We start from the raw sequence: 24,712 nt of genomic DNA, 5'->3' as shown, positions 1-24,712 counted from the left end.
GCTCGGAAATCCCCGTCCCGCTAGGTCCGCACCACCACGTCGGCCAGCCCCGCCGGCCCCTCGGCAGCGATGAACGCCGCCTCCTGCGCCGCCCACCGGTCCCACTGGCGCGCGAAGGACTCCCCGTCGCGCCCGATCGCCCGCTCCCACCGGGTCGCGTCCTCGGCCTCGAGCCAGACCCGGAGCGACGCCAGCTGCGCGGACGCGCGGGAGAGCGCCCCGCACCCCTCGACGACGACGGGCAGCGCGGGGTCGACCGACGTCCACTCCGCGGGGCGCGACGCCTCCCAGTCCCACCGCCGGTACCCCGACGGCTCCCCCAGGACGTCGGTCACCACGGCCTGCGCGGCGGCCGCCAGCCCGTCCCAGCCCGGGTAGACGTCGTCGAGGTGGACGACCTGCGCGCCGAGCCGGTCGGCGAGCACGTTCCCGAGCGTGGTCTTCCCGGTCCCGGACCGCCCGTCGACGAGCACCACGAGGCGCCCACCCGATGCGGTCGCGACACCGGCGGCCGCCGCGGCGAGCCCCTCGACCAGGTCCGAGCCCGGTCCCGGGTCCGAGCCCGGGTCCGAGCCCGGTCCCGGGTCCGAGTCCGGTTTGGGGTCCGATGCCGGGTCCGTCCCCGCACTCCCCACGTCCTCAGGCACGCCAGGTCCCCACGCCCACGGCGACCGCGATCGACACGACCCCGATGCCGACGAGCACCCCGACCATCGCCCACTCCGGCCCCGCGAACCGTGCGGTCCGCGCCCACGTCCGCCGTCCGGGCGCACCGAACCCCCGCGACTCCATCGCCACCGCCAACGTCGTCGCCCGTCGCAGTGCGAGCACGAGCAGCGCGAACGCCATCGACGCCCCGCGCCGCAGCCGCCCGGTGTCGGCGACACCCCGGGCACGACGGGCCATCCCGAGCTGTCGCCAGTCGTCGCCGAGCAGCGTCATCATCCGGATCGCCGCGAGTGCCCCGAGCACGAATCGAGCCGGCAACCGCAGCAGTTGCGCGAGCCCGTCGGCGAGGTCCGTCGGGTCGACCCGGACGAACAGCGCCACCGCGGGCAGCCCGACCGCCAGGACACGCAGCGCCGTCGCGAGCGCCAGCTCGAGCGATCCGTCGGTGACGTGCGCGAACCCGAGGTCGAACCACGTCCGTCCGGAGGGCCGCCCGTACAGGGCGATGCTCAGTGCCGTCAACGGCACGGCGACCAGGACGGGTGCGGTCCGCAGGAGCAGCGTGAGCGGCGGGATCCGCAGCAGCGGCAGGAGCAGGAGTTCGAGCACGAGCGCGACGGCCGCGGACACGACGTCCAGGCTCAGGACGAGGCACACCCCGAGCGCGAGGACGCCCAGCAGCGACGCCACCGGCTGGACGCCGGGCACCCCGCGGACCCCGCGGACCCCGTCTGGAGGCACGGATCGGCCGGGCACACCGGCCGCGGTCCCCGGGGCGGTCACCGTCGCACCCCCGTGGTCGGCCCGACGGCCGTCGCCCCGGTCGCGCCGAGCACCACCTCGTCGGCGTCGAGCGCACGCACGAGGTCCTGGTCGTGCGTGACGGCCACGATCGCGGTGCCCGCGTCGGCGAGCGCGCCGAGCCGGTCGACCACGGCCTGCCACGTCGCCCGGTCCTGCCCCGACGTCGGTTCGTCGAGCACGACGACGGGTGGCCGCGCAGCGATCACGGTCCCGATCGCCAGCCGACGCTGCTCGCCCCCGGAGAGCGTGAACGGGTTGGCGTCGGCGAGGCGCACGAGGCCGAATGCCTCGAGCAGCTCGTCGACCCGCTCGTCGACGTCCTCGGCACCGACCGCCCGGGGACCGACGGCGAGTTCCTCGCGGACGGTGCGGGCGACGAACTGGTGCTCGGGGTCCTGGAACACGGTGCCGATCCGGGCGGCGAGCTGCCGGCTCGACCAGTGGATCGGAGCGTCCCCCGCGCCGCCGGCGAGCGGAGGCGTCGCGCGGACCATTCCCTGGGCAGGACGCAGCAGGCCGGCGAGCGTGAGCCCGAGCGTCGACTTGCCGATGCCGTTCGGTCCGGTGACGGCGAGCACCCGACCGGCTCGGACGTCGAGGTCGATGCCGCTCCCGACGTGCTGTCGTCTGCCCCGGGCGGTCCCGAGCGCCCGCGCCTCGAGCAGCACGGACCCCTCGGGCGCGAGCGGGCGGGATGCGTCCGCTCCGACGCCGTCCACCGCGCGGGAACCGCCCGCTCGCGGTGGCGTGCGGGTGCCCCGGCGGGCGGAGCCACGCTCGGGCTCGGAACCCGGCACCCAGACGCCGGCGGCGGTGAGCGCCGGACCGTGTGCGGCGAGCACCTCGGCGGGGGTGCCGTCGGCGACGACGCCCCCGGCGGGCTCGAGCAGCACGAGCCGGTCGACGAGGTCGAGCCAGGTGCCGATCCGGTGCTCGACGACGAGCAGGGTCGCCCCGGTCTCGTCGAGCAGTGCACGGACGGCGTCGTGCACCTGCACCACCCCGGACGGGTCGAGGTTGGCGCAGGGTTCGTCGAGCACGAGCGCTCCCGGGCGCATCGCCAGGACACCGGCCAGGGCCAGGCGCTGCCGTTGCCCGCCGGACAGCATCGTGGTGGACCGGTCGAGCGCCAGGTCGAGCCCGACGACGTCGAGCGCCGACCGCACCCGGTCCCAGATCTCGGCCGGGGGCACGCCGGCGTTCTCGCAGCCGAACGCGACGTCGTCACCGACGCGGGACATCACCGTGTGCGCCTCGGGGTCCTGCATGACGAGGCCGACGCGCCCGCGGACCGCGCGGGGCTCGGCGCCGTCGACCAGGACCGTGCCCTGGACGGCCGCGGCGGTGTCGTCGTCGGGGTCGGGTTCGTCCGGCAGCACGGCCGCGACGGCGCGGAGCAGCGTGGACTTGCCCGCTCCGGACGGCCCGACGATCGCCACGCGCTCGCCGGGTCCGACCGTCAGGTCGACGCCCCGGACCGCCCAGGTGTCGCGTTCCGCGTACCGCCAACCCCAGTCGGAGAAGGTGATCCGCGCGGCCGGGGTGGTCACGCGACGGCGCGGGTCCCGCGCCTGGAGTGCTCACGGCCGGCGGCGAACGACGACAGCACGCCGGTCGCGGCGAGCGCCCGCACGAGGAGCCACGAGCCGAGCCCGGCGATGACCGCGCCCCCGACGATGCCGGACAGGACGTACGCGACCGTGAAGGCCGCGTCGTACCCGGCGTACCAGAGCGCCGTGTCGTTGATGCCCATCGCGAGTCCGGCGGCGGCCCCGGCGAGGACCACGACCGGCAGGCGGTACACGCGGTACAGGAACAGCGCGAGGACGAGCTCGGCGCCGAGGCCCTGGACGAGTCCGGCCTCGAGCGTGAGCCAGCCCCACTGGGTGCCGAGCAGCGCCTCGACGGAGGCGGCGACCATCTCGGCGTAGAGCGCCGCGCCGGGCTTCCGGACGATGATCGCGACGACGGGTCCGGCGAGCAGCCAGACCCCGCCGAAGAACGCCTGCGTGCCGGGGAGCACCAGCGTCATCACGGCGCTGAGCGGCTCGTAGCCGAACTCCCACACCCTGAAGACGACGCCGATGGCGACGGCGAGCACGCTGGCGACGACGATGTCGACGACCCGCCAGCGCAGTGATCGCGTGACGTGGATGGACGGGACGACAGGTGACGTGCGTGTGGACATGGTCCTGGACTCCTCCCTGCGCCGGCATGATCCGGATCAGGTTCGACGGTCGGAGCGCCGTTCGCTCCCTCTCAGCCCGGCGGTCCCGGACTCCCGTGTGTGTCCCGTCAGTGTAGACGCGGACGCGACCGCATGACGGCCGGGAGGCGCGGCGCCAGCTGGCACCGCGCCTCCAGGCCGTCAGTGGGTCACTTCTTGAGGACGCGCACCAGCTTGCGCAGGACGGTGCCGGTCACCCAGATCACGGGGACGCTCACCGCGAGGAGGGAGATCAGGTTCGGCTCGAACTCCAGGTCCTTGCCGGGGCGACGCACGTAGGCGCCGATCGGCACGGAGACGGCCCCGCCGCCACCGCCGCCGTTCTCGTCGCCGTCGCCACCGCCGCCGAAACCGAACCAGCCGAGGGACACCGGGATGAGGGTCTGGTCGCCGACCTCGACGGGCTCCCCGTAGTTGGTGGACACGCCCACAGGGCGGACCTTCTCTGCGATCTGCGTGACGATGTTGGCCATGCGCGCGAGGCTACTCGCACCTTCCTCCACAGGCGGCGCCGCGCGGGATCCGTCCACGGCTGGGGCTTGTCTGCGGACGCGGACGAGCCGCACCGATATGTTGGCGCAACCCACACCTGGAGGACCGTTTGCACACCTGGCCCGGCAACCCGTACCCGCTCGGGGCGACCTACGACGGAAGCGGCACGAACTTCGCGCTCTTCAGCGAGGTCGCCGAGCGCGTCGAACTCTGTCTCTTCGACGACGACGGTGCAGGCAACACCGTCGAGACCTGCATCGACCTCGTCGAGGTCGACGCGTACGTGTGGCACGCGTACCTCCCGAACGTCGGACCCGGCCAGCAGTACGGCTTCCGCGTGCACGGCGAGTACGACCCCACGAAGGGGCTGCGGGCGAACCCCGCCAAGCTCCTGCTCGACCCGTACGCCAAGGCGACGAGCGGGGACATCGACTGGGACCAGTCGCTGTTCTCGTACACCTTCGGCGACCCCGACTCGACGAACGACGACGACTCCGCGTCGCACATGATGAAGGGCGTCGTCATCAACCCGTTCTTCGACTGGCAGGGCGACCGCGCACCGCGGACCCCGTACGGCGAGACGGTGATCTACGAGGCGCACGTGAAGGGCCTCACCGAGACGCACCCCGACGTGCCCGAGGAGCAGCGCGGCACCTACGCCGGCGTCGCGCACCCGGCCGTCATCGAGCACCTCAAGCGGCTCGGGGTGACGACGCTCGAACTCATGCCCGTGCACCAGTTCGTGAACGACTCGACCCTGCAGGACAAGGGCCTGTCGAACTACTGGGGCTACAACACCATCGGGTTCTTCGCCCCGCACTCGCACTACTCGTCGTCGGGCGACCAGGGCCAGCAGGTCCAGGAGTTCAAGACGATGGTGCGCGAGCTGCACCGCGCCGGCATCGAGGTCGTCCTCGACGTCGTCTACAACCACACGGCAGAGGGCAACCACCTCGGCCCGACGCTGTCGTTCCGCGGCATCGACAACGCGGCGTACTACCGCCTGGTGGACGACGACAAGCGGTACTACATGGACTACACGGGCACCGGCAACTCGCTCAACGTGGGACACCCGCACTCGCTGCAGCTCATCCTGGACTCGCTCCGCTACTGGGTCACCGAGATGCACGTCGACGGCTTCCGCTTCGACCTCGCGTCGGCGCTCGCCCGCGAGTTCTACGAGGTCGACCGGCTGTCGGCGTTCTTCGAGCTCGTGCAGCAGGACCCGATCGTCTCGCAGGTCAAGCTCATCGCCGAGCCGTGGGACGTCGGCCCCGGCGGGTACCAGGTCGGCAACTTCCCGCCGCAGTGGTCCGAGTGGAACGGCAAGTACCGCGACACCGTGCGCGACTTCTGGCGTGGTGAGTCGTCCACCCTGGGCGAGTTCGCCTCCCGGATCTCCGGCTCGGCGGACCTCTACGAGCACGACGGCCGCACGCCCAAGGCGAGCATCAACTTCATCACCGCGCACGACGGCTTCACCCTGTACGACCTCGTCGCCTACAACGAGAAGCACAACGAGGCCAACGGCGAGGACAACAACGACGGCGAGAGCCACAACCGCTCCTGGAACTCGGGTGCCGAGGGGCCGACCGACGACGAGGCCGTGAACGACCTGCGGCTGCAGCGCCGCCGGAACTTCCTCGCGACCCTGCTCCTCAGCCAGGGCGTGCCGATGATCGCGCACGGCGACGAGCTCGGCCGCTCGCAGTCGGGCAACAACAACGTCTACGCGCAGGACTCCGAGCTCAGCTGGATCGACTGGGACACCGCGGACGACGAGCTCATCCAGTTCACGGCCGACGTCGTGAAGCTCCGGCACGACCACCCGACGTTCCGCCGCACCCGGTACTTCAACGGGCGCCCGGTCCGTCGTGGCGAGGGCGAGCCGCTGCCCGACGTGGTGTGGCTCACCCCGTCCGGTGACGCGATGGACCCGGAGGACTGGGACTCCGGGTTCGGCAAGAGCGTCGGCATGTACCTGAACGGCGACGGCATCCGGGGGCGCGACGTCCGCGGCGAACGCGTCACCGACGTCGGCTTCATCACGTACTTCAACGCGCACGACGACACCGTGACGTTCACGCTGCCGCCGGAGGAGTACTCGCCCGGGTGGACCGTACGGATCGACACGGCCGAGCCGGGTGCGCGCGACGAGGTGCTCGAGGCGGGCACACCGCTCGACGTCCCGGCCCGTTCGATGATCGTCCTCCGTGCCGAGCCCGACCACGAGGTCACCGTCACACCGGTCGACACCGACTCGGCCCGCCCGGCGACGCCCACCCCGCAGGAGGCAGTGACGCCCGCCAACCCGGCCGGGTCACCCGCGCCGTCAGCTGCCGGCGGACAGCAGTGACCGCGCGTCGGGTCCCGGCGTCGACCTACCGGCTGCAGGTCACGCCGGACTTCGACCTCGCCGCCGCACGGGACGTCGTCGACTACGTGCGCGACCTCGGCGCCGACTGGCTCTACCTCTCCCCCGTGCTGCAGGCCGAGCCCGGCTCGCAGCACGGCTACGACGTCGTCGACCACACCCGGGTGGACACCGACCGCGGCGGCGACGACGCGTTCCGGGCGCTGACCGAGGCGGCCCACGCGGCCGGGCTCGGCGTGCTCGTCGACGTCGTCCCGAACCACGTCGGCGTCGCCACGCCGGCGGCGAACCCGTGGTGGTGGTCCCTGCTCGAACACGGTCAGGGATCCCCGGTTGCGTGGGCGTTCGACGTGGACTGGACGGCCGGCGACGGCAAGCTCCGGGTCCCGGTCCTCGACGACCGGCTGCTGGACGCCGTCGAACTGCGGGACGGCAGGCTGTACCTCGGCGACACCGCGTACCCGACGGCCCCGGGCACGGTGCAGGACGGCGACACGGTGGAGACCGTGCACGCCCGGCAGCACTACGAGTTCGTGCACTGGAAGCGCGCCGACCACGACCTGAACTACCGCCGGTTCTTCGCGGTGAACACCCTCGCCGCGATCCGCGTCGAGGAGCCCGAGGTCTTCGCGGCGTCGCACGCCACGATCGGCGGCTGGTTCCGTGACGGCCTCGTCGACGGGCTCCGCATCGACCACCCGGACGGGCTGTACGACCCCGCCGGGTACCTGCAGGACCTCGCCGGGCTGACCGGCGGCGCGTACACCCTCGTCGAGAAGATCCTCGAGCCGGGCGAGCAGCTGCCCGCGTCGTGGCCGGTCGACGGCACCACCGGCTACGACGCCCTCGGCGTGCTCGACCGCGTCTTCGTCGACCCCGCCACCGAGGCAGCGCTGACCGCGGCCTCGGGTGCGGAGCCCGCCGACTGGCAGGAGCTGACGCACGACACCCGGCGCGGCATCGCGGACGGCATCCTCGGCAGCGAGGTCGAACGCCTCGCACGGCTGCTGGCCCCGGTCGCGCCGGACGTCGCGCACACCACCCTCGTCGACGCGCTGGCCGAGGTCGTCGCCTCGTTCGACGTGTACCGCACCTACCTGCCCGAGGGCGCGCACCACCTCGTCGACGCGCTCGAGCGTGCGGCCTCACGGCGACCCGAGCTCGACCCGGTGATCGACCGGATCGCCCCTGCCTTGGTCGACCCGACGAACGCCGCGGCCATCCGGTTGCAGCAGACGAGCGGCATGGTCATGGCGAAGGGCGTTGAAGACACCGCGTTCTACCGGACCTCCCGGTTGACCTCCCTCAGCGAGGTCGGCGGCGACCCGAGCGTGTGGGCCGTGTCGGTGGACGACTTCCACCAGGCCCAACGCGACCGCCTCGGCAGCTGGCCGCACACCATGACGACGCTCACCACGCACGACACGAAGCGCAGCGAGGACACTCGCGCCCGCATCGCCGTGCTGGCGGAGCTCGGTGCGGAGTGGACCACCACGCTCGAACGGCTGCAGTCGCTCGCACCGCTCGACGACGCCGTGCTGGCCGACCTGCTGTGGCAGGCGATCGTCGGCGCGCGGCCGGCCAGCCGCGAACGCCTGCACGCCTACGCCGAGAAGGCCTCGCGTGAAGCCGGCGACAGCACCACGTGGACCGCCCCCGACGAGGCCTTCGAACGCCGCATGCACGCCCTCGTCGACGCAGCGTTCGACGACCCCGCGGTGGTCGCGGTGCTCGACGCGCTGGACGAACGGATCGACGCGGCCGGGTGGTCGAACGGCCTCGGACAGAAGCTCGTGCAGCTGACCGCACCCGGCGTCCCCGACGTGTACCAGGGCACCGAGTTCTGGGACCGCTCGCTCGTCGACCCGGACAACCGACGCCCCGTGGACTACGCCGAGCGCCGGCACGTGCTCGCCGAGCTCGACGGACCGGACGACGACGGTCCCGAGCAGCTGCCGACGATCGGCCTCGACGGCGCCGCGAAGCTCCTCGTCACGAGCCGGGCACTCCGACTCCGGCGCGACCACCCGGCACTCTTCACCCGGTACCTCGCACTCGAGTCAACCGGCAGCGCGGCGGACCACGTCGTCGCGTTCGACCGCGGCGGCGCCGTGACGATCGCGACCCGCCTGCCGATCGGGCTGGAACGGGTCGGCGGCTGGGGCGACACGCTCGTGCACGCCGTGCCGCTCGACCGCGTCGACCTGCTCAGCGGTCGGGCCGTCCCGGCAGGTCGCGGGATCGCGCTGGCCGAGCTGCTCACCGACTACCCGGTCGCACTGCTCGTCCCCGCGCACGTCGTCGCGGCGACCGACCACGGCACGACAGCAGCTCCGGCCGCAGCAGAGCACGGCGCCGCGGGTGGCGACACGACCGCCCCGGCGCCGACGACCGAGTCCGATGCGCAGGCCGAGATCGACATCCTGGAGGGTCACGCATGACCGCACCCGACCGCTACGCCGTCTGGGCACCGATCCCCGAGCGGGTCCGCCTCGTCGTCGACGGCACCGAGTACCCGATGACCCGGGGCGACGACGACTGGTGGACGACCGACGCGATCGTCCCCGTCGTCGGCGCGCGCTACGGCTTCCGTCTCGGGGACGACGACGCCGTCCGGCCCGACCCGCGCAGCCGGTTCCAGCCCGAGGGGGTGCACGGCCCGTCCGAGGTCGTGGATCCCGCCCGGTTCTCCTGGACCGACGACGCCTGGACCGGACGCCCGGCACGCGGCGGTGTCGTGTACGAGATGCACGTCGGCACGTACACGCCGGAGGGCACGCTGGACGCCGCGGCCGACCGCCTCGACCACCTCGTCGAACTCGGGGTCTCGTTCGTCGAACTGCTGCCGGTGAACGCCGTCAACGGCGAGTGGAACTGGGGCTACGACGGGGTGGGCTGGTTCGCCGTGCACGCGCCGTACGGTGGGCCCGACGCCTACGACCGCTTCGTCGACCGGGCGCACGCGCTGGGTCTCGGCGTGATCCAGGACGTCGTCTACAACCACCTCGGTCCGAGCGGCAACTACCTGCCGCTGTACGGCCCGTACCTGCAGCAGGGGTTGTCGAACACCTGGGGCGACTCGGTGAACGTCGAGCACCCCGAGGTCCGCCGGTACGTGCTCGACAACGTGCGGATGTGGTTCCGTGACCACCACGTCGACGGGCTCCGGCTCGACGCGGTGCACGCGATCCGCGACACCTCGCGTCCGCACGTGCTCGCGGACATGGCGAGCGAGACCGACGCGTACTCGGCGTTCGTCGGCCGACCGCTGTCGCTCATCGCGGAGTCCGACCTCAACGACCCGGTGATGTTCCGCCCGCAGGAGTCCTCCGGGTACGGGCTCGCCGGACAGTGGTCCGACGACTTCCACCACGCGGTGCACGTGGCCCTGACGGGTGAGACGAACGGCTACTACGCCGACTTCGCACCGCTGTCCGCGCTCGCGAAGGTCCTCGAGCACGGGTTCTTCCACGACGGTACGTGGTCGTCGTTCCGGCGGAAGCGGCACGGGCGCCCGATCGACCGCGGGTCCTCCCCCACGACCGCACTGATCGTCGCGAACCAGAACCACGACCAGATCGGCAACCGTGCGACGGGCGACCGCCTGGCGGCGACGCTCGACGACGAGGGGCTCGTGATCGCCGCGGCGCTCACGCTGCTCGGGCCGTTCACCCCGATGCTCTTCATGGGCGAGGAGTTCGCCGCGACGACGCCGTGGCAGTTCTTCACCTCGCATCCGGAACCAGAGCTCGGCAAGGCGACCGCTGAGGGGCGCATCGCGGAGTTCGCGGAGCACGGGTGGGACGAGTCGGCGGTGCCCGACCCGCAGGACCCGTCGACGTTCACGAACTCGAAGCTCGACTGGGCGGACGTCGACTCCGAGCGGGGCGCGACCATCCTCCGCGCCTACCGGGTGCTCGTCGCGCTCCGTCGGACCGACCAGGCCTTCGTCGACCCGCGCTACGAGGCGAACGCCGTCCGGTTCAGTGAGGACCGCCGCTGGCTCGTCCTCACTCGCGGGCTGCTCGGACCGGACGTCTCGCCGGTGCACGTCGTGGTGAACTTCCTCGACGACGCGGCCGAGGTCCCCGTACCCGGCGCGACGGGCGAGGAGCTCTACCGCTTCGGTGAGGCCGAGGTCACTACCGACTGCGTCCGCTTCCGCGGCCGCGGCGTGGTCGTCCTCCGCTGACCGGGGCACACCGCGCACCGCGACCAGGTGACGGACGGGAGGCCCGTGGCGGATCCGCCACGGGCCTCCCGTCCGTCAGGGGTGCGGTCTCAGGCCGCGTGGTCGGCGACCGCGTGCGCGTTCGCGCGCACGGACGGCAGCCGACGGTGGTCCTTGACCAGGGAGCGCGCCTCGCGGATGCGGCGGTCGATGCCCCACTTCGTGACGAGTGTCAGGCTCTCGCGCACGATGTTGCCGCTCATCTTCGAGACGCCGAACTCGCGCTCGGTGAACGTGATCGGGGTCTCCACGACACGCAGCCCGGCCTCGAGCGCGCGCCAGCAGAGGTCCACCTGGAAGCAGTAGCCCTTCGACGCGACGCCGGCGAGGTCGATCCGCTCGAACGCTCGCGAGGTGAACACCCGGAAGCCGCCGGTCGCGTCGCGCGTGGCGATGCCCAGGGCCATCCGCGTGTAGAGGTTGCCGCCGCGGGAGAGCAGCTCCCGGTACCACGGCCAGTTCTCGACCTTGCCGCCCTTGATCCAGCGGGAGCCGAGGACGAGGTCGTTCGTGTCCGCCAGCTCGATCATCCACGGCAGGTACTCGGGGTGGTGCGAGCCGTCCGCGTCCATCTCGACGAGCTTGTCGTAGCCGTGCTCCAGGCCCCAGGCGAAGCCCGCGAGGTACGCGCCGCCGAGGCCGTCCTTCACGGTGCGGTGCATGACGTGGACCCGATCGGTCTCGCGGGCGAGCTCGTCGGCGATGTCACCGGTGCCGTCCGGGGAGTTGTCGTCCACGACGAGCACGTGCACGGTGTCGTCGGTCGCGGCGAGGGTGCGCGCGACGATGGGACGGACGTTCTCCGCCTCGTCGTAGGTCGGGATGATGACCAGTGTCGTGCTCATGGTGCTCCTTGCGCTTGACATCGAAGATATCGGTGGACAGCTGCGTCAGTCCGAGGAGAGGTCTGCGAACACGATCAGATTGTCCGTGTAATGCCCTGTGGCCGTGTCGAACGTGCCGTCGCAGGTGATCAGACGCAGTTGCGGTGTGGGTGCGGTGCCGTAGACGTCGCTCGTCGGGAAGGCCGACTTCGCGGCGCGTTCCGACCGGTCCACGGTGAAGGTGCGGGTGGTGCCGTCGGACATGGCGACGTGGATCTCGTCGCCGGCCACCAGTTCGTCGAGCCGGAAGAAGACGGCTGCTGCGGTGGGGCTGTCGACGTGCCCGGCGATGACGGCTGGGCCGACCTGCCCGGGGACGATCCCGTCGCTGAACCACCCGGCGCTGTCCCAGTCCTTCGGCGGGTCGAGCTCGCCGGCCGCGCCGCGGTGGAGGTCCTCGAGCGACGAGGACACGCCGATCGCCGGGATCGTCACCGAGACGGGTGTCGCGTCGGAGTCGGCCACGGGGGCTGCCGGGTCCTGGAAACCGTCCGCTGCGTTCCGCCCGGACGCCGGCGAGGTCGATGCCGACGGCGTGCTCGTGGAGCCTGCGGCGTTCGTGGAGCCTGCGCTGCCCGACGAGCCGTTGGTCGTCGCCACCGCCACCCCCGCGACCCCGCCCGCCACGACGACCGCCGCGACGACCGCGCCGACGAGGACGCCGCGGCGGCGGGCCCAGGCCCCGAGACTCGGCCTGGGCGACGTTCCTCGGGCACGAGACCGCGCGATCTGTCGTTCACCCCGAGACTCGGGATTCGCGGGCCGAGACTCGGGTCGCGGCCCGTCCGCCCGGCGCCGCCCCGCGCTCACGAGGCACCCCCGGCCGTCGTGCCGCAGCCGCCGAGCACGTCCGAGGTCAGCATGGTCGTGCCGAGCGCCGCCCACGCGTCCCCGTAGTACGTCGGCGTCGTCGCTGCCGTCCGGTCCGCCCGGCGCAGGTCCGCCGTCGCGGCCGAGGTCTGCCCGGACGCCTGCTCCGCCGCCGCGCGCGCCACGTAGGCCAGCGCGTTGGTGTCACCCGTCACGGCAGTCCCACCGAGGTCGAGCTGCGCCGCGAGCTGGGTGCTCCGCCGCAGTGTCGGCGCGATCGACCCGGCGAGGGACCGGTCCGCGGCCGCACAGCCCTCGGCGTACCGGAGCGGCATCCGCATGGCGTCGTAGCCGTAGACCACGCGGCCGTCCCCGCCCGTCGCCGGCATCGGGTCGACGCTGCCGTCGGCGTGGACCTGTGACCAGTCGCTCGGCAGGTCCGACTCGTCGAGCACGGCGGCGGTCACCGCTCGCGAGCCCGTCGACAGCGCCTTCCAGCGGTCGTCGCCGGTCTTCTCCGCGAGGACCTCGAAGGCCGCGGGCGACGCGTAGGAAGCGTCGTACCGGTACGGCTCCGAGTCGGCCCACGGCCCGGGCAGCAGGATCGTGCCGAGGTCGGTGGTGGCGGTCTCGTGCTCGAGGATCGCGGACGCCATCGCCTTCCCGGCCGTCGTGTACCGCGACTCGTCCCACTCCGCCCCCGCGAGGACGAGTGCACGCGCGGCGTCGAGGTCGGCATCCGACGCGGACTGCTCGTCCGCCACACCCTCGTCGGGCGTCCAGCGCCAGGCCAGCAGGTCGTCGTCGGTGAGCAGGTGCCGCTTCGTCCACGACCAGATCTCCCCGAAGGTCTCCCGGTCGTCGTTCGCGTAGGCGATCAGCAGTCCGTACGCCTGTCCCTCGCTGACGGTGTCGCCGCCCTGGTCGGTCCGGACGACACGGCCGTCGCGGACGTACCGGTCGAGGAAGTCCGTGCGGAGCTGCTTCGGGGAGCGCGCCGCGTCCGGTGCTGCGGAGGACGTCGGGGTCGACGCACCCCCGGCCTGCGGCGCGGGGTCGCCCCACGGGCGCACCGCGACGAGTGCGACGCCGACGGCGACGACCAGCGCGGCTGCGGCGGTCACGGGGATCCAGGTCCTGCGGGTCATGCGGCCTGCCTTCCTGAGGGGGTGCGGGGGTCGGACTGGAGGTGCGGATCACGTGAGCGGATCGGCTGGGGCGATCCGCGCCTCCAGGCCAGGGCGTCGATCAGCGGAACAGCGAACGGAACGTCGCGACGAGCTCGTGGAGCGCCTGGGTGGTCGGGTCGGCGGCTGCGCCGCCACCGCCGGTCTGGACGCCTCCCGTGGGGGTGGCGGCGGTGGCAGCCGCGTCGGTAACCGGCACGACCGTGAGGTCGCCCTTGCTGTCGTCGAGCACGAACAACGTCGACACCGTGTTGCCGGCGAGGTCGACCTTGGCGGTGCCCTGCTGGCCGCTGCCGGACACGTCGAGCGTCCACTTACCGGCGGCGACCGTGGCGTACTTCGTGGCGGTGCCGAAGGCGGCGTCCTCGGCGACGGCGGTGCCCTCGGAGGTGCTGACGTCGACCGACTTGGCCGTCGTCGCGGCCTGCACGAGCCGGAGCTTCGCCTTGCCGTCGCCGGGCTGCTGCAGGTCGTCCGTGAACGCGGTCGTCTTGAGGGAGTCGTTCTTGCCGTACGCGACGACGGTGCTCGCGTCACCCTTGTCCACCGTGACGTCGGTGGAGATCACGGGCGTCGAGTCCGGGGCGTCCGCGGCGCGCATCGAGAGGACGTAGGTGCCGACCGGGAGCTCCTGGTACGGGCTGACCTGGCCGTAGGTGACGTCGTCGAGCTCGAACACCTTCTTGCCGCCGGCCAGGCTCGACAGTTCGACGTCGACGCCCTTCGTGTCCGGGGAGAGGTGTCCGATGCGGAGCCAGCCCTCGTTCCCGGTGGCGGCTGCGGGGACGGCGGTGGCCGCGGTGGCTGCGGTTGCCGCCTGCGGGGCGAGGCCGACGGCGGCGGCGACGAGTGACGCTGCGAGGGCGCCGACGACGAGGGTGCGACGGGGTGCGGGCATGGTGGTGCTCCTTCGGGTCGTGGTTCGGGTCTGGTGCGCGTGCTGCGGTGCGGATGGGGTGCGGGTCGTGGCTCGGGTGCGAGTGCGAATGCGGGTGCGGGTGCGGGTGCTGGCCCTGGTTGCGCGAGCGGGCGTTTCCTGCTCGCTCTCGGGACGGATCCGGTGCGATTCCGCCCGCTCGCGCCAGGGACCGCGCTCCGGACCAGTCGTGCTCGTGGTGCTGGTGCTGGCCTTGGTTGCGCGAGCGGGCGTTTCCTGCTCGCTCTCGGGACGGATCCGGCGCGAATCCGCCCGCTCGCGCCAGGGACCGCGCGCGACACCTCGACCGGAGCCGGCCCCGGTCACGAGGCGCTCGTCGCGGTCGTGGTCGGGTCGGCCGGCGCGTACGTCACCGTCAGCCGGGTGCCGTCCCGCTCGACGTCGGTCGGGCGGAACCGGTCGGACATCGCGTCGAGGGTGGCTGCGACCCGAGTGGCCCCGGCGGCGTCGGCGGCGTGCAGGACCACCCGCCGGAACGGCTGCCCGGTCTCGCCGGTGATCGGCGTGAACCGGTCGACCCGCACGGACTGGTCGGCGAGCACCTGGCCGAGCGCGATCATCGCCCGGGAGTCGACCTGGCCAGCACGGAACTGCGACTTCGTCCCGCTGTCCGCCCGGAGTCCCGGGTTCGCGGCCAGTTCGGTGCCGAGCGTCTTCCGCCCGTTCGACGCGGCGGTGATGGCCTCGGCGGCAGCGGAGCGGCCCTCGGCGTGGATGCGTCGGACGTCGACCTTCTGGTTGCCGGTCCCGAACGCGGCCACGGTGGTGGAGTTCTCGATCGCCTGCCGGATGTCGGACGACGAGTTGCCGCCGGTCCGCATGGAGTCCGTCGTGATGACGTAGTCGGAGTCCTTCCAGCCGTTCGGCGACTGGCGCTCCACCGCGGCGTCGGTATCGAGCTTGTAGTACCAGACGACGTTGTTCCGGGCGAAGCCGTCCTGCACGAGGTCGACCCACATGGCGTCGTCGACGAGCAGGCGGGAGGACTTCGGCACGTTGTCGCCCACCCACTGCTCGGCCTGCTGCATCGGCAGGTCGAGGTTGCCGAGCAGGAACCCGCGGAGCTGGCCACCCCAGAGCGGCACCGCGACGACGAGTGCGGCCGCCGTGACGACTGCCCAGGTGACGCCGAGTCCCCGACGGGTAACGGCCCCGAGCCGCGTGCTGGTCCGCAGTCGTCCGGCGATCGCCAGCACGGCCCGCTCGGCGGTGTACGCGACGAGCAGTGCCGCGAACGGGATGAGCATGATGACGTACGGCACGGGCAGGTACCCGTTCGGACGGAACATGAAGAGCAGGAGGAACACGAGCATCGCGGCGATGGGGCGGACCCGGCGCAGGAACAGCCCCACGACGGCCGCCGCTGAGCCGAGCACGATGAACACCGGGTCGAGCTGCCACCACTGCGACGCGGCGTCGTTGGCGAGGCTGCCGGCGTCGAAGACCGAACCCGACGCGGCCCGGGAACCGAGCTGGTAGGTGATGCCCTCGAGCAGGCTGACGCGTCCGGCACCGGGCAGCAGCTCGCCCTTCACCGCGGCGAGCAGCAGGTAGCCACCACCGATCACGGCGAGGACGGCTCCGGCGACGCTGAGCGTGTACCGGCGGGTGCTCTTGTCGGCTCGACGGACGGCGATCCAGATGAGGAACGGCAGGGCGAGCAGGTACGTCTCCTTGGAGAGCACCGCGACCCCGAGGCACGCGGCAGCACCGGCGAACCCGGCCAGCTGCTGGCGGCGGCTCAGGACGAGGACGAACGCGGCGATCAGCCACGGCGTCGCGACGTTGTCGATGTAGACCGTGCGGTGGTACTGCAGCGCGAGCGGCGACAGGGCGAACACGAGGCCCGCGGCAGCGGCGGTGGCCCGGCCGGCACCGAGACGACGGGCGAGCACGAACAGCAGGATGCTCGAGACGGCGGCGAAGAAGACCATCGCCTCACGGCCGGCCTCGACGGCGAACGGGTAACGCGCGAACGCCCCGGTCAGCGAGGTGTAGCCGGCGATCTGGATCCACCCGAGCGGCGGGTGGTCGTACCAGTACGTGTAGTGCGTGATCTCGCCGAGGTGCGCGATCGCCCACGCCTGGGCGGTGTACGTGCCCTCGTCGTCGATCCGCTGCGGGGTGCCGGACATGTTCCAGTCCTGCACGACGACCGTGACGGCGAGGACGGGCAGCAGCCAGCCGAGGCTCGCGGCGTGCCGGCGGAACCAGGCGCCGACCCCGACCCCCGAGCCGGCGACGGCACCGCGGATCGGGATGCCGGTGGTGTTCGTGATGCTGGCGGTCATCGGGTCCCTCCAGTGGTCGAGTCGGCGAGCTCACGCGGAACGGAAGCGGAAGCGGAAGCGGAAGCGGGCGCCGACGCAGCGCCGGTCAACGACGTCGCGAACCCGACGACCTCGCCCGCCGGCTGCGCGGCCGTGCGGTGCTGGCCGGTGTGCTCGGTCTTCTCCCACCCGTTCTGTCCCTTGGCGTGCCGGACGACCGCACGGACCGCTGCGGCCGCGAGGAACACCTGGTACGGCACGAGGCCGAGCACGAGCTTCACGTAGTCACGGATCCGGACCTTCTCCTTGTAGAGGCGGCCGAACTCGTTGAGTCCGACGACCTCCACGGCGAGGAGCATCAGCGTCGGTGCGAGCGGCACGAACGACACGAGGGCGATCGCCGTCGGCACCTTGACGAACAGGATCATCACGACGCTCAGCGGGATGAGGAGTCCGGTGGCCGCCTGGATGAACGGCATCGTCAGCATGTAGCGGGCGAAGAACCGCTGTCGGAAGGACGGCAGCTTCTTCCACTCCCCCTTGCCGAGCACCTGCAGGAAGCCCTGGTTCCACCGGGTCCGCTGCTTGAGCAGGGAGGCGAACGTGGGCGGGGTCTCCTCTCGGGTGACGGCCTCGGGGCTGTACGCGACGACGACCTTGGCGCCGTCGGCGGAGAGCCGGACGCCGAGCTCGCAGTCCTCGGCGAGGCAGTGCGCGTCCCACCCGTTCGACCACTCGAGCCGCGAACGGGTCACGAACACGGTGTTGCCGCCGAGCGGGATGAACTTCGAGCCGGCGTGGAAGTGCAGGCGGGAACGGAACCAGAAGTAGTACTCCAGGACGTTCCGGAGCGACCACCAACTCGACTTGAAGTTCATCAGCTGCACGCCGCCCTGCACGACGTCGGCGTCGGTCTCCTGGAAGCGCGAGTCGACGAGCGACAGCAGCTTCGGGTAGACCTCGTCCTCCGCGTCGAACACCCCGACGATGTCGCCGGTGGCGTACTGCAGCGCCAGGTTCATGGCCTTCGGCTTGTTCTTCGGCGCCGTGTCGTCCACCACGACCTTGATCAGGTCGGGGTGCCGAGCGGCGGCGGCGCGCACGACGGCGTCGGTCTCCGGGTCGTCCTCGCCGACGATCGCGATGATCTCGAAGTCGGGGTGGTCCTGCTGCGCGAGCATGTCGAGGGTCTCGCCCATGACGTCCTGCTCGTGCCGACCGGGTACGAGGAGCGTGAACCGGTGTGCCGCCGGCCGCGGGGTCTGGCTGAAGCTCGTCGACTTCAGCGCGTCGCGGGAGCGCCATGCGTGCAGCATCCACCAGAGGGTGGTGAGCGCGATGATCGTGAGAAGCACCGAGATGGCGATGAGGGCGGAGTAGCCGATCCACTCGCCGAGCGACCAGGCGGCCTGCGAGACCTGACCCGAGCCTCCCGTCGGCACGTCGGTGGTCCCGCGGTTCGGCACGCTCGAAGGAGCCGTTCCGTCGTTGGGCTGGAGCAACGGCCCTGCGGCCGTCACCAGTGATGCGATCGTCCGAGTCATGCGACCGGGACCTCCTTCGGGCGAGCGTCGGTGGAACGGAAGACGAGGGCCTTGTACGCGGCGAACCGGAACGCGGTGCCGAGCACGAGGCCCACCCCGTTGCCGGCGACGTTGTCGGCGAGGGTGGAGGTGAAACCGAGGACGTAGTGCGAGACGAACAGGCAAGCCGCGGCGATGCCGAGCCCGATCAGGTTCGTGGCCGCGAAGAGGAGCCCCTCCCGGAGGGTCTCCCGACGGCCGGTCTGGCGTTCGGCGCGGAACGTGATGAACCGGTTGCCGATCCACGCGACGGCCGTGGAGACGACGGCGGACACGATCTTCGCGGCGATCGGACCGTCGGGCATCACGGTCGCGCGGAGGAGGTTGTAGACGCCGAGGTCGATGACAAAGCAGACGGCGCCGATGCTGCCGAACGTCACGAGCTGGCGCGCGAGGGTCACCAGACGCGCGAAGGGCGCGGTTCGCGGGACGGGTACACCGCCGGTGGCGGCTGACACCACAACGGGGGTATCGGTTCGGGTCATGCCCCCGATTCGGGGGACTTCTCGGTGCGGATTGGGAGGGGTACAGGCTTACGGAGGATTCTGCCAGTTTCGCGACACGTGCCGTTCATCTGCGGGACGGCCGGTGCAGTCTGCAACGCCAGGACGGACTGGAGGCGCGGTGCCAGCTGGCACCGCGCCTCCAGTCCGAGGGTCGGTCGCGTCTACGCGGGGCGCGACGCCGGGCTGACGTTCTTCGACGCGTCGCGCTCCGGGATGTCCCCCAGCGCGGCGTCGATCGCCGCGAGCGCGTCGGCGTCGAGCGTGACGCCCGCGGCCTTCACGTTGTCGGTGACCTGCTGCGGACGGGACGCGCCGACGATCGCACTCGCGACGTTCTCGTTCTGGAGCGTCCAGGCGATCGCGAGCTGCGCGAGCGTGAGCCCAGCCTCGTCCGCGACCGGCTGCAGGCGCTGGACGGCCTCGAGGACCTCGTCGCGCATGAACCGCTTGATCATGTCCGCGCCGCCCTTCTCGTCCGTGGCACGGGAGCCCTCGGGCAGCGGCTGACCCGGCTTGTACTTGCCGGTGAGGACGCCCTGCGCGATCGGCGACCAGACGATCTGCGACAGGCCGAGCTGCTTCGAGGCCGGGACGACCTCGCCCTCGATGACGCGCCACAGCATCGAGTACTGGGGCTGGTTCGAGATGAGCTGGAAGCCGAGCTCCTTCGCCAGCGCCGCACCCGCGCGGATCTGCTCCGCGTTCCACTCGCTGACGCCGATGTAGAGCGCCTTGCCCTGACGGACGACGTCGGCGAACGCCTGCATCGTCTCCTCGAGCGGGGTCTCGTAGTCGTAGCGGTGCGCCTGGTAGAGGTCGACGTAGTCGGTCTGGAGACGCTCGAGCGAGCCGTCGATCGACTCCATGATGTGCTTCCGGCTGAGGCCGGTGTCGTTGTGCCCCTTCGGACCGGTCGGCCAGTAGACCTTCGTGAAGATCTCCAGCGACTGGCGACGCTCACCCTTGAGTGCTTCGCCGAGGACCGTCTCGGCCTTGGTGTTGGCGTACGTGTCGGCCGTGTCGAACGTGGTGATGCCGGCGTCGAGCGCTGCCTGCACGCACTGGGTGGCGACGTCGTTCTCGACCTGCGAGCCGTGCGTCAGCCAGTTGCCGTAGGTGATCTCGGAGATCTTGAGTCCGGAGTTGCCCAGGTACCTGAATTCCATGGTGCTGACGCTATCGGAGGTCGTGCCCCGCAGAGGGGCCGTGCGAGTACCTGCCGGGGGGCGGGCGGGCCGGCGCGGATGCCAGGCGCGGGGCGCGGGTGGGCGGGCGCGGATGCGGGTGCGGGTGGGCGGGCGCTGGTGCGGGTGCGGGTGGGCGGGCGGGCGCTGGGTGCGGGTGCTCGTGCTCGTGCTGAGTGCGGGCGCGGGTGCGGGTGCGCGTGTTGTGCGCGTGTTGTGCGCGAGCGGGCGGATTCCGCGCCCCCATGCCGTGGAGGCGCACCGATTCCGCCCGCTCGCACCGCGCCTCCAGGCTCGCGCTCCGGATCTCGGGTTGCCGTGTCTGGCCAGCGCGAGCGGGCGGAAATCGGGCCCAAAGGTTCCGGAGACGAACCGAATCCGCCCGCTCGCATCGGACCTCCCGGTCGTTTTCTTGTTCCGGCGGCCGCGCGAGCGGAACGAGCGGCCGCGCGAGCGGTCAGAACAGGGGGCCCGCGCGAGCGGGCGGAATCTCCCAGCGTTCGGTCCGATCCCCGTGCAATTCCGCCCGCTCGGCCTCACCCACGACACCCGGGCAATCCCTCCACAGAGCCCGAGCCGACCGATCCATCCACAGATCCACGAACCGACCCCGACCTCCGCTGCTGAGGCCGCCACGATGTCCGCATGCAGGTCGAGGCAACGTTCCCCATCGCACTCCGCGGTCGCCCGTTCCGGGTGCGGGAGGCACTCCGACGCGGCATCAGCGCTGGTCGACTTCGATCGCGTTCACTCTTCAGACCGTTCCACGGCATCCGCACCTGGACCCGCCCGGAGTCCCACGAGCAACGGGCGCGAGCGGTCCTCCCCCGTCTGCGCCCGGACCAGGCATTCAGCCACACCACCGCGGCTGTCATCCTCGGTGTCCCGCTCCCTCGCCGCCTCGAGCGTGACCCACGGATCCACATCACGACGGTCGGCACCGACCAGGCGATCCGCGTCCGTGGCACCGTCGGCCACCGCAGTAGGCGCGACCGGATCAGACTCGTGCACTCCGGAACCGCGGCACTCACGCACCCAGCCGACACCTTCGTCGCGCTCGCGACCCTCCTGAGCCGCGACGAGCTCATCGTGGTGGGCGACGCACTCGTCGGATGGCTCGGCTGGTGCGAGGTCAACGAGCTCCTCACCGCCGCGCGCCGACACCGCGGCGCCCGAGGGATCCGGAAGGTCCGCGCTGCGCTCTCCGAGATCCGACCGGGTTCACGTTCACCGGGCGAGACCCGACTCCGCTTGGCTCTCACCCGCCGAGGACTCCCGCAGCCGGCACTGAACCACGACGTGGTCGAGGACGGGCGATGGGTCGCCTGTGTCGACCTCGCGTACCCGCAGGCGCGGGTTGCGATCGAGTACGAGAGCGATCTCCACCGAACGGACCCACGCGCGTTCCGCAAGGACCTCACGCGGGGCGAGCAACTCCGGGACGTCGGCTGGTGGCTGGTCCGCGCCACCGCGGACGACGTCGGATCGGCCGTCGAGACGTTCGTCGCGCGGGTCCGGCGTCTGGTCGACGGGGCGACTGCCGGGAGGCACGACACCCGCCCGGCAGTCCGGCTCGCGACGACGGGATGAACATTGGTTGACGCTTCAACCATTTGGGTGCACAATGGGCTAGCATCAACTTCGATGCAGGCGCATGGAATCAGTTTCCGCCCGACGCCTGCTCGGGAACGCAGTCCACACGCTTCGAAGGAGTCACCATGGCGCTCACCGCCTCCGCAATCCCCGGATACCAGACCGGCACCTGGAAGATCGACCCCACCCACTCCGAGGTCACCTTCTCGGTGCGTCACCTCGCGATCAGCAAGGTGAAGGGCTCGTTCGAGCGCTTCGACGCGACGCTCGTCACCGCGGAGAACCCGCTCGACACCACGCTCGAGGCATCGATCGACGTCGCCAGCGTCAACACGAAGCAGCAGCAGCGTGACCAGCACCTCGCGACCGGCGACTTCTTCCTCGCCGAGGAGCACCCGCAGATGACCTTCAAGTCGACCGGCATTCGCGAGGACGGCGACGACATGCTCATCGACGGCGAGCTCTCGCTGCGCGGTGTCACGAAGAACGTCACGCTGAAGACCGAGTTCGGCGGTGTCACCACCGACGGCTACGGCCAGGTCAAGCTCGGCGCCGAGGCGACCACGAAGATCGACCGCACCGAGTTCGGCGTGAACTGGAACGCGGCGCTCGAGGCCGGCGGCTTCACGCTCGGCAACGACGTGACGATCAACCTCGACGTGCAGTTCGTCCTCCAGGCGGCCTGACTCCGTCTCCCCGACGAACTCCTGATCCGCAGGTCCACGGCACTCGTGTGATCTGAGGGCACCGAACCGCAGCACGCTGCAGCACCCGAGACGAACGGCCCGGCTCCTCCCCCACGGAGTCGGGCCGTTCGCTGTACCCGGGGCCGCTCGACGCTGCGTCCCCGCTCGCGACGGCGCCTGCTCCTGGACCCCGCGTGTCGCCCACGCTCGTCATCCGCGAGCGGGCGAATTCGCGCACGGCCGCGCTCCCTTCCCGTCCGATTTCGCCCGCCCGACGCGAGCGGGCGAAATGCGCCGCCCGCTCGGGCGAGCGGGGGCCGAATCCGCCCGCTCGACCGAGCGGGCGGAAAACCACCCGGGGCGGGTCAATCTCGCGCGTGTTCCGCCCGCTCGCCTTCCCACGACGACGAGCGCGTCCCCGCGGGCGCGAGCGGGGGCGGGCGGGCGCACCGAGCGGGCAGTAGCGTGAGGTCGAGCGCGATGCCCGGGAATCGGCGGACCGTCCCGCCGGTTGCAGAGCAACACACCGCACCGAAAACGCCCGCCCGCCCGCGCACAGCGGACCGAAAACGCCCGCCCGCCCGCGCACACCGGACCGAAAAAGCCCTCCCGCCCGCGCACACCGGACCGAAAACGCCCGCCCGGGCACCGCCAGCCCCACCCACGAACAGGAGCACCACCATGGCCACCGACTGGATCGCGCTGCAGGCCCTCGCGGCATCGGAGTTCGGCCGCCGCGTCGCCGCCGTGACCGACTGGGACGCCGCGACCCCCGACTCCGAGTGGACGACCCGCGACCTCGTGCAGCACGTGATCGACGAGCAGCGCTGGATCCCGAAGCTCCTCACGGGGTGCGACTACGCCCAGGCCGAGGCGGACCTCGAGGAGATCGGCGACGACCTCGCCGCCGAGTGGACGAAATTCGCCACGGAAGCGACCGAAGCCTGGCGGAATTCGCCCGCTGACACCCCGGTGCACCTGGAGACGGACGTCGTCCCGGCCGGCGAGTACCTCACCGAGCAGACGAGCGACATCACGATCCACACGTGGGACCTCGCCCGCGCGACGGGGAGCGACGAGGAACTCCCGGACGAGCTCGTCCGCGCCGTGTGGGAGTACTTCGAGCCGCAGATCGAGGACCTCGCGGCCACCGGCTTGTACGCCGCCCCGGTCGAGGTGGGCGAGGACGCCCCGCTCCAGGTCCGCCTCCTCGCCGTCACAGGTCGTGATGCCAGGGTGAAGGCATGACCGAAGCAGAAACCGCCCGCCCGGAGGGCGCAGCGACCGCCCGACTCGGCGCCACCGGCCTCGAGATCAGCAGCGTCGTCCTCGGGATGATGTCCTACGGCGACCCCGACCGCGGCGCCCACCCGTGGAGCGTCGGCATCGACGAGGCCCGCCCGTTCGTCCGGCACGCCTTCGAGCAGGGCATCACGACGTTCGACACCGCCAACGTGTACTCCGCGGGCAGCTCGGAGGAGATCACCGGCGTCCTCCTCAAGGAACTCGCCCCGCGCGAGGACGTCCAGGTCTTCACGAAGCTCAACGGCCGGATGCGACCGGGCCGGAACGGCGCGGGTTTGTCCCGCTCGGCGATCATGCACGAGATCGACGCCTCGCTGACACGCCTCGGCACGGACTACGTCGACCTGTACCAGATCCACCGTTTCGACCCGCTCACCCCGGTCGAGGAGACGATGGAGGCCCTGCACGACGTCGTGAAGTCGGGCAAGGCGCGCTACCTCGGCGCGAGCAGCATGTGGGCGTGGCAGTTCGCCGAGATGCAGCACGTCGCCGAGCTGCACGGGTGGACGACGTTCGTCAGCATGCAGGACCAGTACAACCTCCTCGAACGCGAGGAGGAGCGCGAGATGCACCCGTTCTGCGAGCACACCGGCGTCGGCGTCATCCCGTGGAGCCCCCTCGCCCGCGGCAAGCTCGCCCGTCCGTGGGACGCGCAGGGCTCGGGCAGCCGGGCGGACAGCGACGAGTTCGGCAAGACGCTCTACCGGCAGGACGAGGACGCCAACCGTGCGATCGTCGCCGCGGTGCAGGAGATCGCGGAGGCGCGCGGCACGAGCATGGCGCAGGTCGCGCTCGCCTGGGTGGCCGGCAAGTCGGCGGTCAGCGCCCCGATCGTCGGTGCGACGAAGCAGCACCACATCGACGACGCGGTGGCGGCCGCCGCGATGACGCTCACGGACGGCGAGGTCACGCGACTCGAGTCCGCGTACACACCTCGGGTGCCGTCCGGTTTCTGACGCACCGACCCGTG

At 71.7% G+C, this 24,712-nt stretch carries 20 protein-coding genes and 1 riboswitch; of the genes, 7 read left to right on the top strand and 13 right to left on the bottom strand.

The genetic code is table 11. The annotated features are described in order from the left end of the window. Window positions 1–20 precede the first annotated feature (20 nt). From ACRQ4B_RS07770 to ACRQ4B_RS07750, 5 genes are all read right to left on the bottom strand, one after another. Window positions 21–647 carry an ATP-binding protein gene (locus ACRQ4B_RS07770; protein WP_439694129.1) on the bottom strand — a complete coding sequence of 209 codons (627 nt, stop codon included), beginning with the start codon at window positions 645–647 and terminating at the stop codon, window positions 21–23. Continuing rightward, window positions 640–1,452 carry an energy-coupling factor transporter transmembrane component T family protein gene (locus ACRQ4B_RS07765; RefSeq protein ID WP_439694128.1) on the bottom strand — a complete coding sequence of 271 codons (813 nt, stop codon included), beginning with the start codon at window positions 1,450–1,452 and terminating at the stop codon, window positions 640–642. Before ACRQ4B_RS07765 ends, ACRQ4B_RS07770 begins: the two co-directional genes overlap by 8 nt. Next, a complete protein-coding gene (locus ACRQ4B_RS07760) occupies window positions 1,449–3,023 on the bottom strand; it encodes an ABC transporter ATP-binding protein (RefSeq protein ID WP_439694127.1) in 1,575 nt (524 codons plus the stop codon). The genes ACRQ4B_RS07765 and ACRQ4B_RS07760 overlap by 4 nt, the downstream gene beginning before the upstream one ends. Next, window positions 3,020–3,661 carry an ECF transporter S component gene (locus ACRQ4B_RS07755; RefSeq protein ID WP_439694126.1) on the bottom strand — a complete coding sequence of 214 codons (642 nt, stop codon included), beginning with the start codon at window positions 3,659–3,661 and terminating at the stop codon, window positions 3,020–3,022. The genes ACRQ4B_RS07760 and ACRQ4B_RS07755 overlap by 4 nt, the downstream gene beginning before the upstream one ends. Then, window positions 3,658–3,767, bottom strand: a riboswitch (TPP riboswitch). Its footprint overlaps the gene before it by 4 nt. 82 nt (window positions 3,768–3,849) lie before the next feature. Then, window positions 3,850–4,173, bottom strand: coding sequence for a hypothetical protein (locus ACRQ4B_RS07750; protein ID WP_079238514.1), 324 nt, complete (start codon window positions 4,171–4,173; stop codon window positions 3,850–3,852). Window positions 4,174–4,301: 128 nt separating this feature from the next. On the opposite strand from ACRQ4B_RS07750, the gene glgX reads away from it, so the two are divergent. Genes glgX through treZ form a run of 3 tightly spaced genes read left to right on the top strand, consistent with a single transcriptional unit; the run spans window position 4,302 to window position 10,758 of the window. Next, on the top strand, window positions 4,302–6,548 hold the full coding sequence (gene glgX / locus ACRQ4B_RS07745) for a glycogen debranching protein GlgX (protein WP_439694125.1): 2,247 nt from the start codon (window positions 4,302–4,304) through the stop codon (window positions 6,546–6,548). Further along, the gene (gene treY / locus ACRQ4B_RS07740; RefSeq protein WP_439694124.1) at window positions 6,545–9,007 is read left to right on the top strand and encodes a malto-oligosyltrehalose synthase; all 2,463 of its coding nucleotides are present in this window, start codon (window positions 6,545–6,547) and stop codon (window positions 9,005–9,007) included. The genes glgX and treY overlap by 4 nt, the downstream gene beginning before the upstream one ends. Then, window positions 9,004–10,758, top strand: a complete 1,755-nt coding sequence (gene treZ, locus ACRQ4B_RS07735; RefSeq protein WP_439694123.1) for a malto-oligosyltrehalose trehalohydrolase — start codon at window positions 9,004–9,006, stop codon at window positions 10,756–10,758. The genes treY and treZ overlap by 4 nt, the downstream gene beginning before the upstream one ends. Window positions 10,759–10,847: 89 nt before the next feature. Here the strand turns inward: treZ and ACRQ4B_RS07730 are convergent, their stop codons facing one another. The 8 genes from ACRQ4B_RS07730 to ACRQ4B_RS07695 all read right to left on the bottom strand — a co-directional run bounded on the left by ACRQ4B_RS07730 (window position 10,848) and on the right by ACRQ4B_RS07695 (window position 20,140). Then, the gene (locus tag ACRQ4B_RS07730; protein WP_439694122.1) at window positions 10,848–11,642 is read right to left on the bottom strand and encodes a polyprenol monophosphomannose synthase; all 795 of its coding nucleotides are present in this window, start codon (window positions 11,640–11,642) and stop codon (window positions 10,848–10,850) included. Between the two features lie 45 nt (window positions 11,643–11,687). Then, window positions 11,688–12,281: a class F sortase gene (locus ACRQ4B_RS07725; RefSeq protein WP_439694120.1), complete on the bottom strand. Its 594-nt coding sequence runs from the start codon at window positions 12,279–12,281 to the stop codon at window positions 11,688–11,690. A gap of 206 nt (window positions 12,282–12,487) precedes the next feature. Further along, window positions 12,488–13,639 (bottom strand): glycosyl hydrolase family 8, encoded by a 1,152-nt coding sequence (locus tag ACRQ4B_RS07720; RefSeq protein ID WP_439694119.1) that lies wholly within the window; start codon window positions 13,637–13,639, stop codon window positions 12,488–12,490. A 100-nt stretch (window positions 13,640–13,739) separates the two neighbouring features. After that, entirely contained in the window at window positions 13,740–14,576 is an 837-nt protein-coding gene (locus ACRQ4B_RS07715) for a DUF4397 domain-containing protein (protein ID WP_439694117.1), read from the bottom strand. Window positions 14,577–14,917: 341 nt separating this feature from the next. After that, window positions 14,918–16,906, bottom strand: coding sequence for an ArnT family glycosyltransferase (locus tag ACRQ4B_RS07710; RefSeq protein ID WP_439694115.1), 1,989 nt, complete (start codon window positions 16,904–16,906; stop codon window positions 14,918–14,920). Next, window positions 16,903–18,429, bottom strand: coding sequence for a glycosyltransferase (locus ACRQ4B_RS07705; protein ID WP_439694113.1), 1,527 nt, complete (start codon window positions 18,427–18,429; stop codon window positions 16,903–16,905). The genes ACRQ4B_RS07710 and ACRQ4B_RS07705 overlap by 4 nt, the downstream gene beginning before the upstream one ends. Continuing rightward, window positions 18,426–18,869: a GtrA family protein gene (locus ACRQ4B_RS07700; RefSeq protein WP_439694111.1), complete on the bottom strand. Its 444-nt coding sequence runs from the start codon at window positions 18,867–18,869 to the stop codon at window positions 18,426–18,428. The genes ACRQ4B_RS07705 and ACRQ4B_RS07700 overlap by 4 nt, the downstream gene beginning before the upstream one ends. Window positions 18,870–19,135: 266 nt before the next feature. Next, the gene (locus ACRQ4B_RS07695; RefSeq protein WP_439694110.1) at window positions 19,136–20,140 is read right to left on the bottom strand and encodes an aldo/keto reductase family protein; all 1,005 of its coding nucleotides are present in this window, start codon (window positions 20,138–20,140) and stop codon (window positions 19,136–19,138) included. A 663-nt stretch (window positions 20,141–20,803) separates the two neighbouring features. Here ACRQ4B_RS07695 and ACRQ4B_RS07690 point away from each other — a divergent pair. From ACRQ4B_RS07690 to ACRQ4B_RS07675, 4 genes are all read left to right on the top strand, one after another. Then, complete coding sequence (locus tag ACRQ4B_RS07690) at window positions 20,804–21,748, top strand: hypothetical protein (RefSeq protein ID WP_439694109.1); 945 nt, start codon at window positions 20,804–20,806, stop codon at window positions 21,746–21,748. A gap of 128 nt (window positions 21,749–21,876) precedes the next feature. Then, on the top strand, window positions 21,877–22,437 hold the full coding sequence (locus tag ACRQ4B_RS07685) for a YceI family protein (protein ID WP_439694108.1): 561 nt from the start codon (window positions 21,877–21,879) through the stop codon (window positions 22,435–22,437). Between the two features lie 681 nt (window positions 22,438–23,118). Further along, the gene (locus ACRQ4B_RS07680) at window positions 23,119–23,685 is read left to right on the top strand and encodes a TIGR03086 family metal-binding protein (protein WP_439694107.1); all 567 of its coding nucleotides are present in this window, start codon (window positions 23,119–23,121) and stop codon (window positions 23,683–23,685) included. Continuing rightward, window positions 23,682–24,698 carry an aldo/keto reductase gene (locus tag ACRQ4B_RS07675; RefSeq protein ID WP_439694105.1) on the top strand — a complete coding sequence of 339 codons (1,017 nt, stop codon included), beginning with the start codon at window positions 23,682–23,684 and terminating at the stop codon, window positions 24,696–24,698. The genes ACRQ4B_RS07680 and ACRQ4B_RS07675 overlap by 4 nt, the downstream gene beginning before the upstream one ends. The last annotated feature ends 14 nt before the right edge of the window (window positions 24,699–24,712 follow it).

The sequence above is a fragment of the Curtobacterium sp. SP.BCo genome (genome assembly GCF_051903265.1).
In the GTDB taxonomy this organism is placed as follows: Bacteria; Actinomycetota; Actinomycetes; order Actinomycetales; family Microbacteriaceae; genus Curtobacterium.
This window is presented reverse-complemented; position numbering and strand designations above follow the sequence as displayed.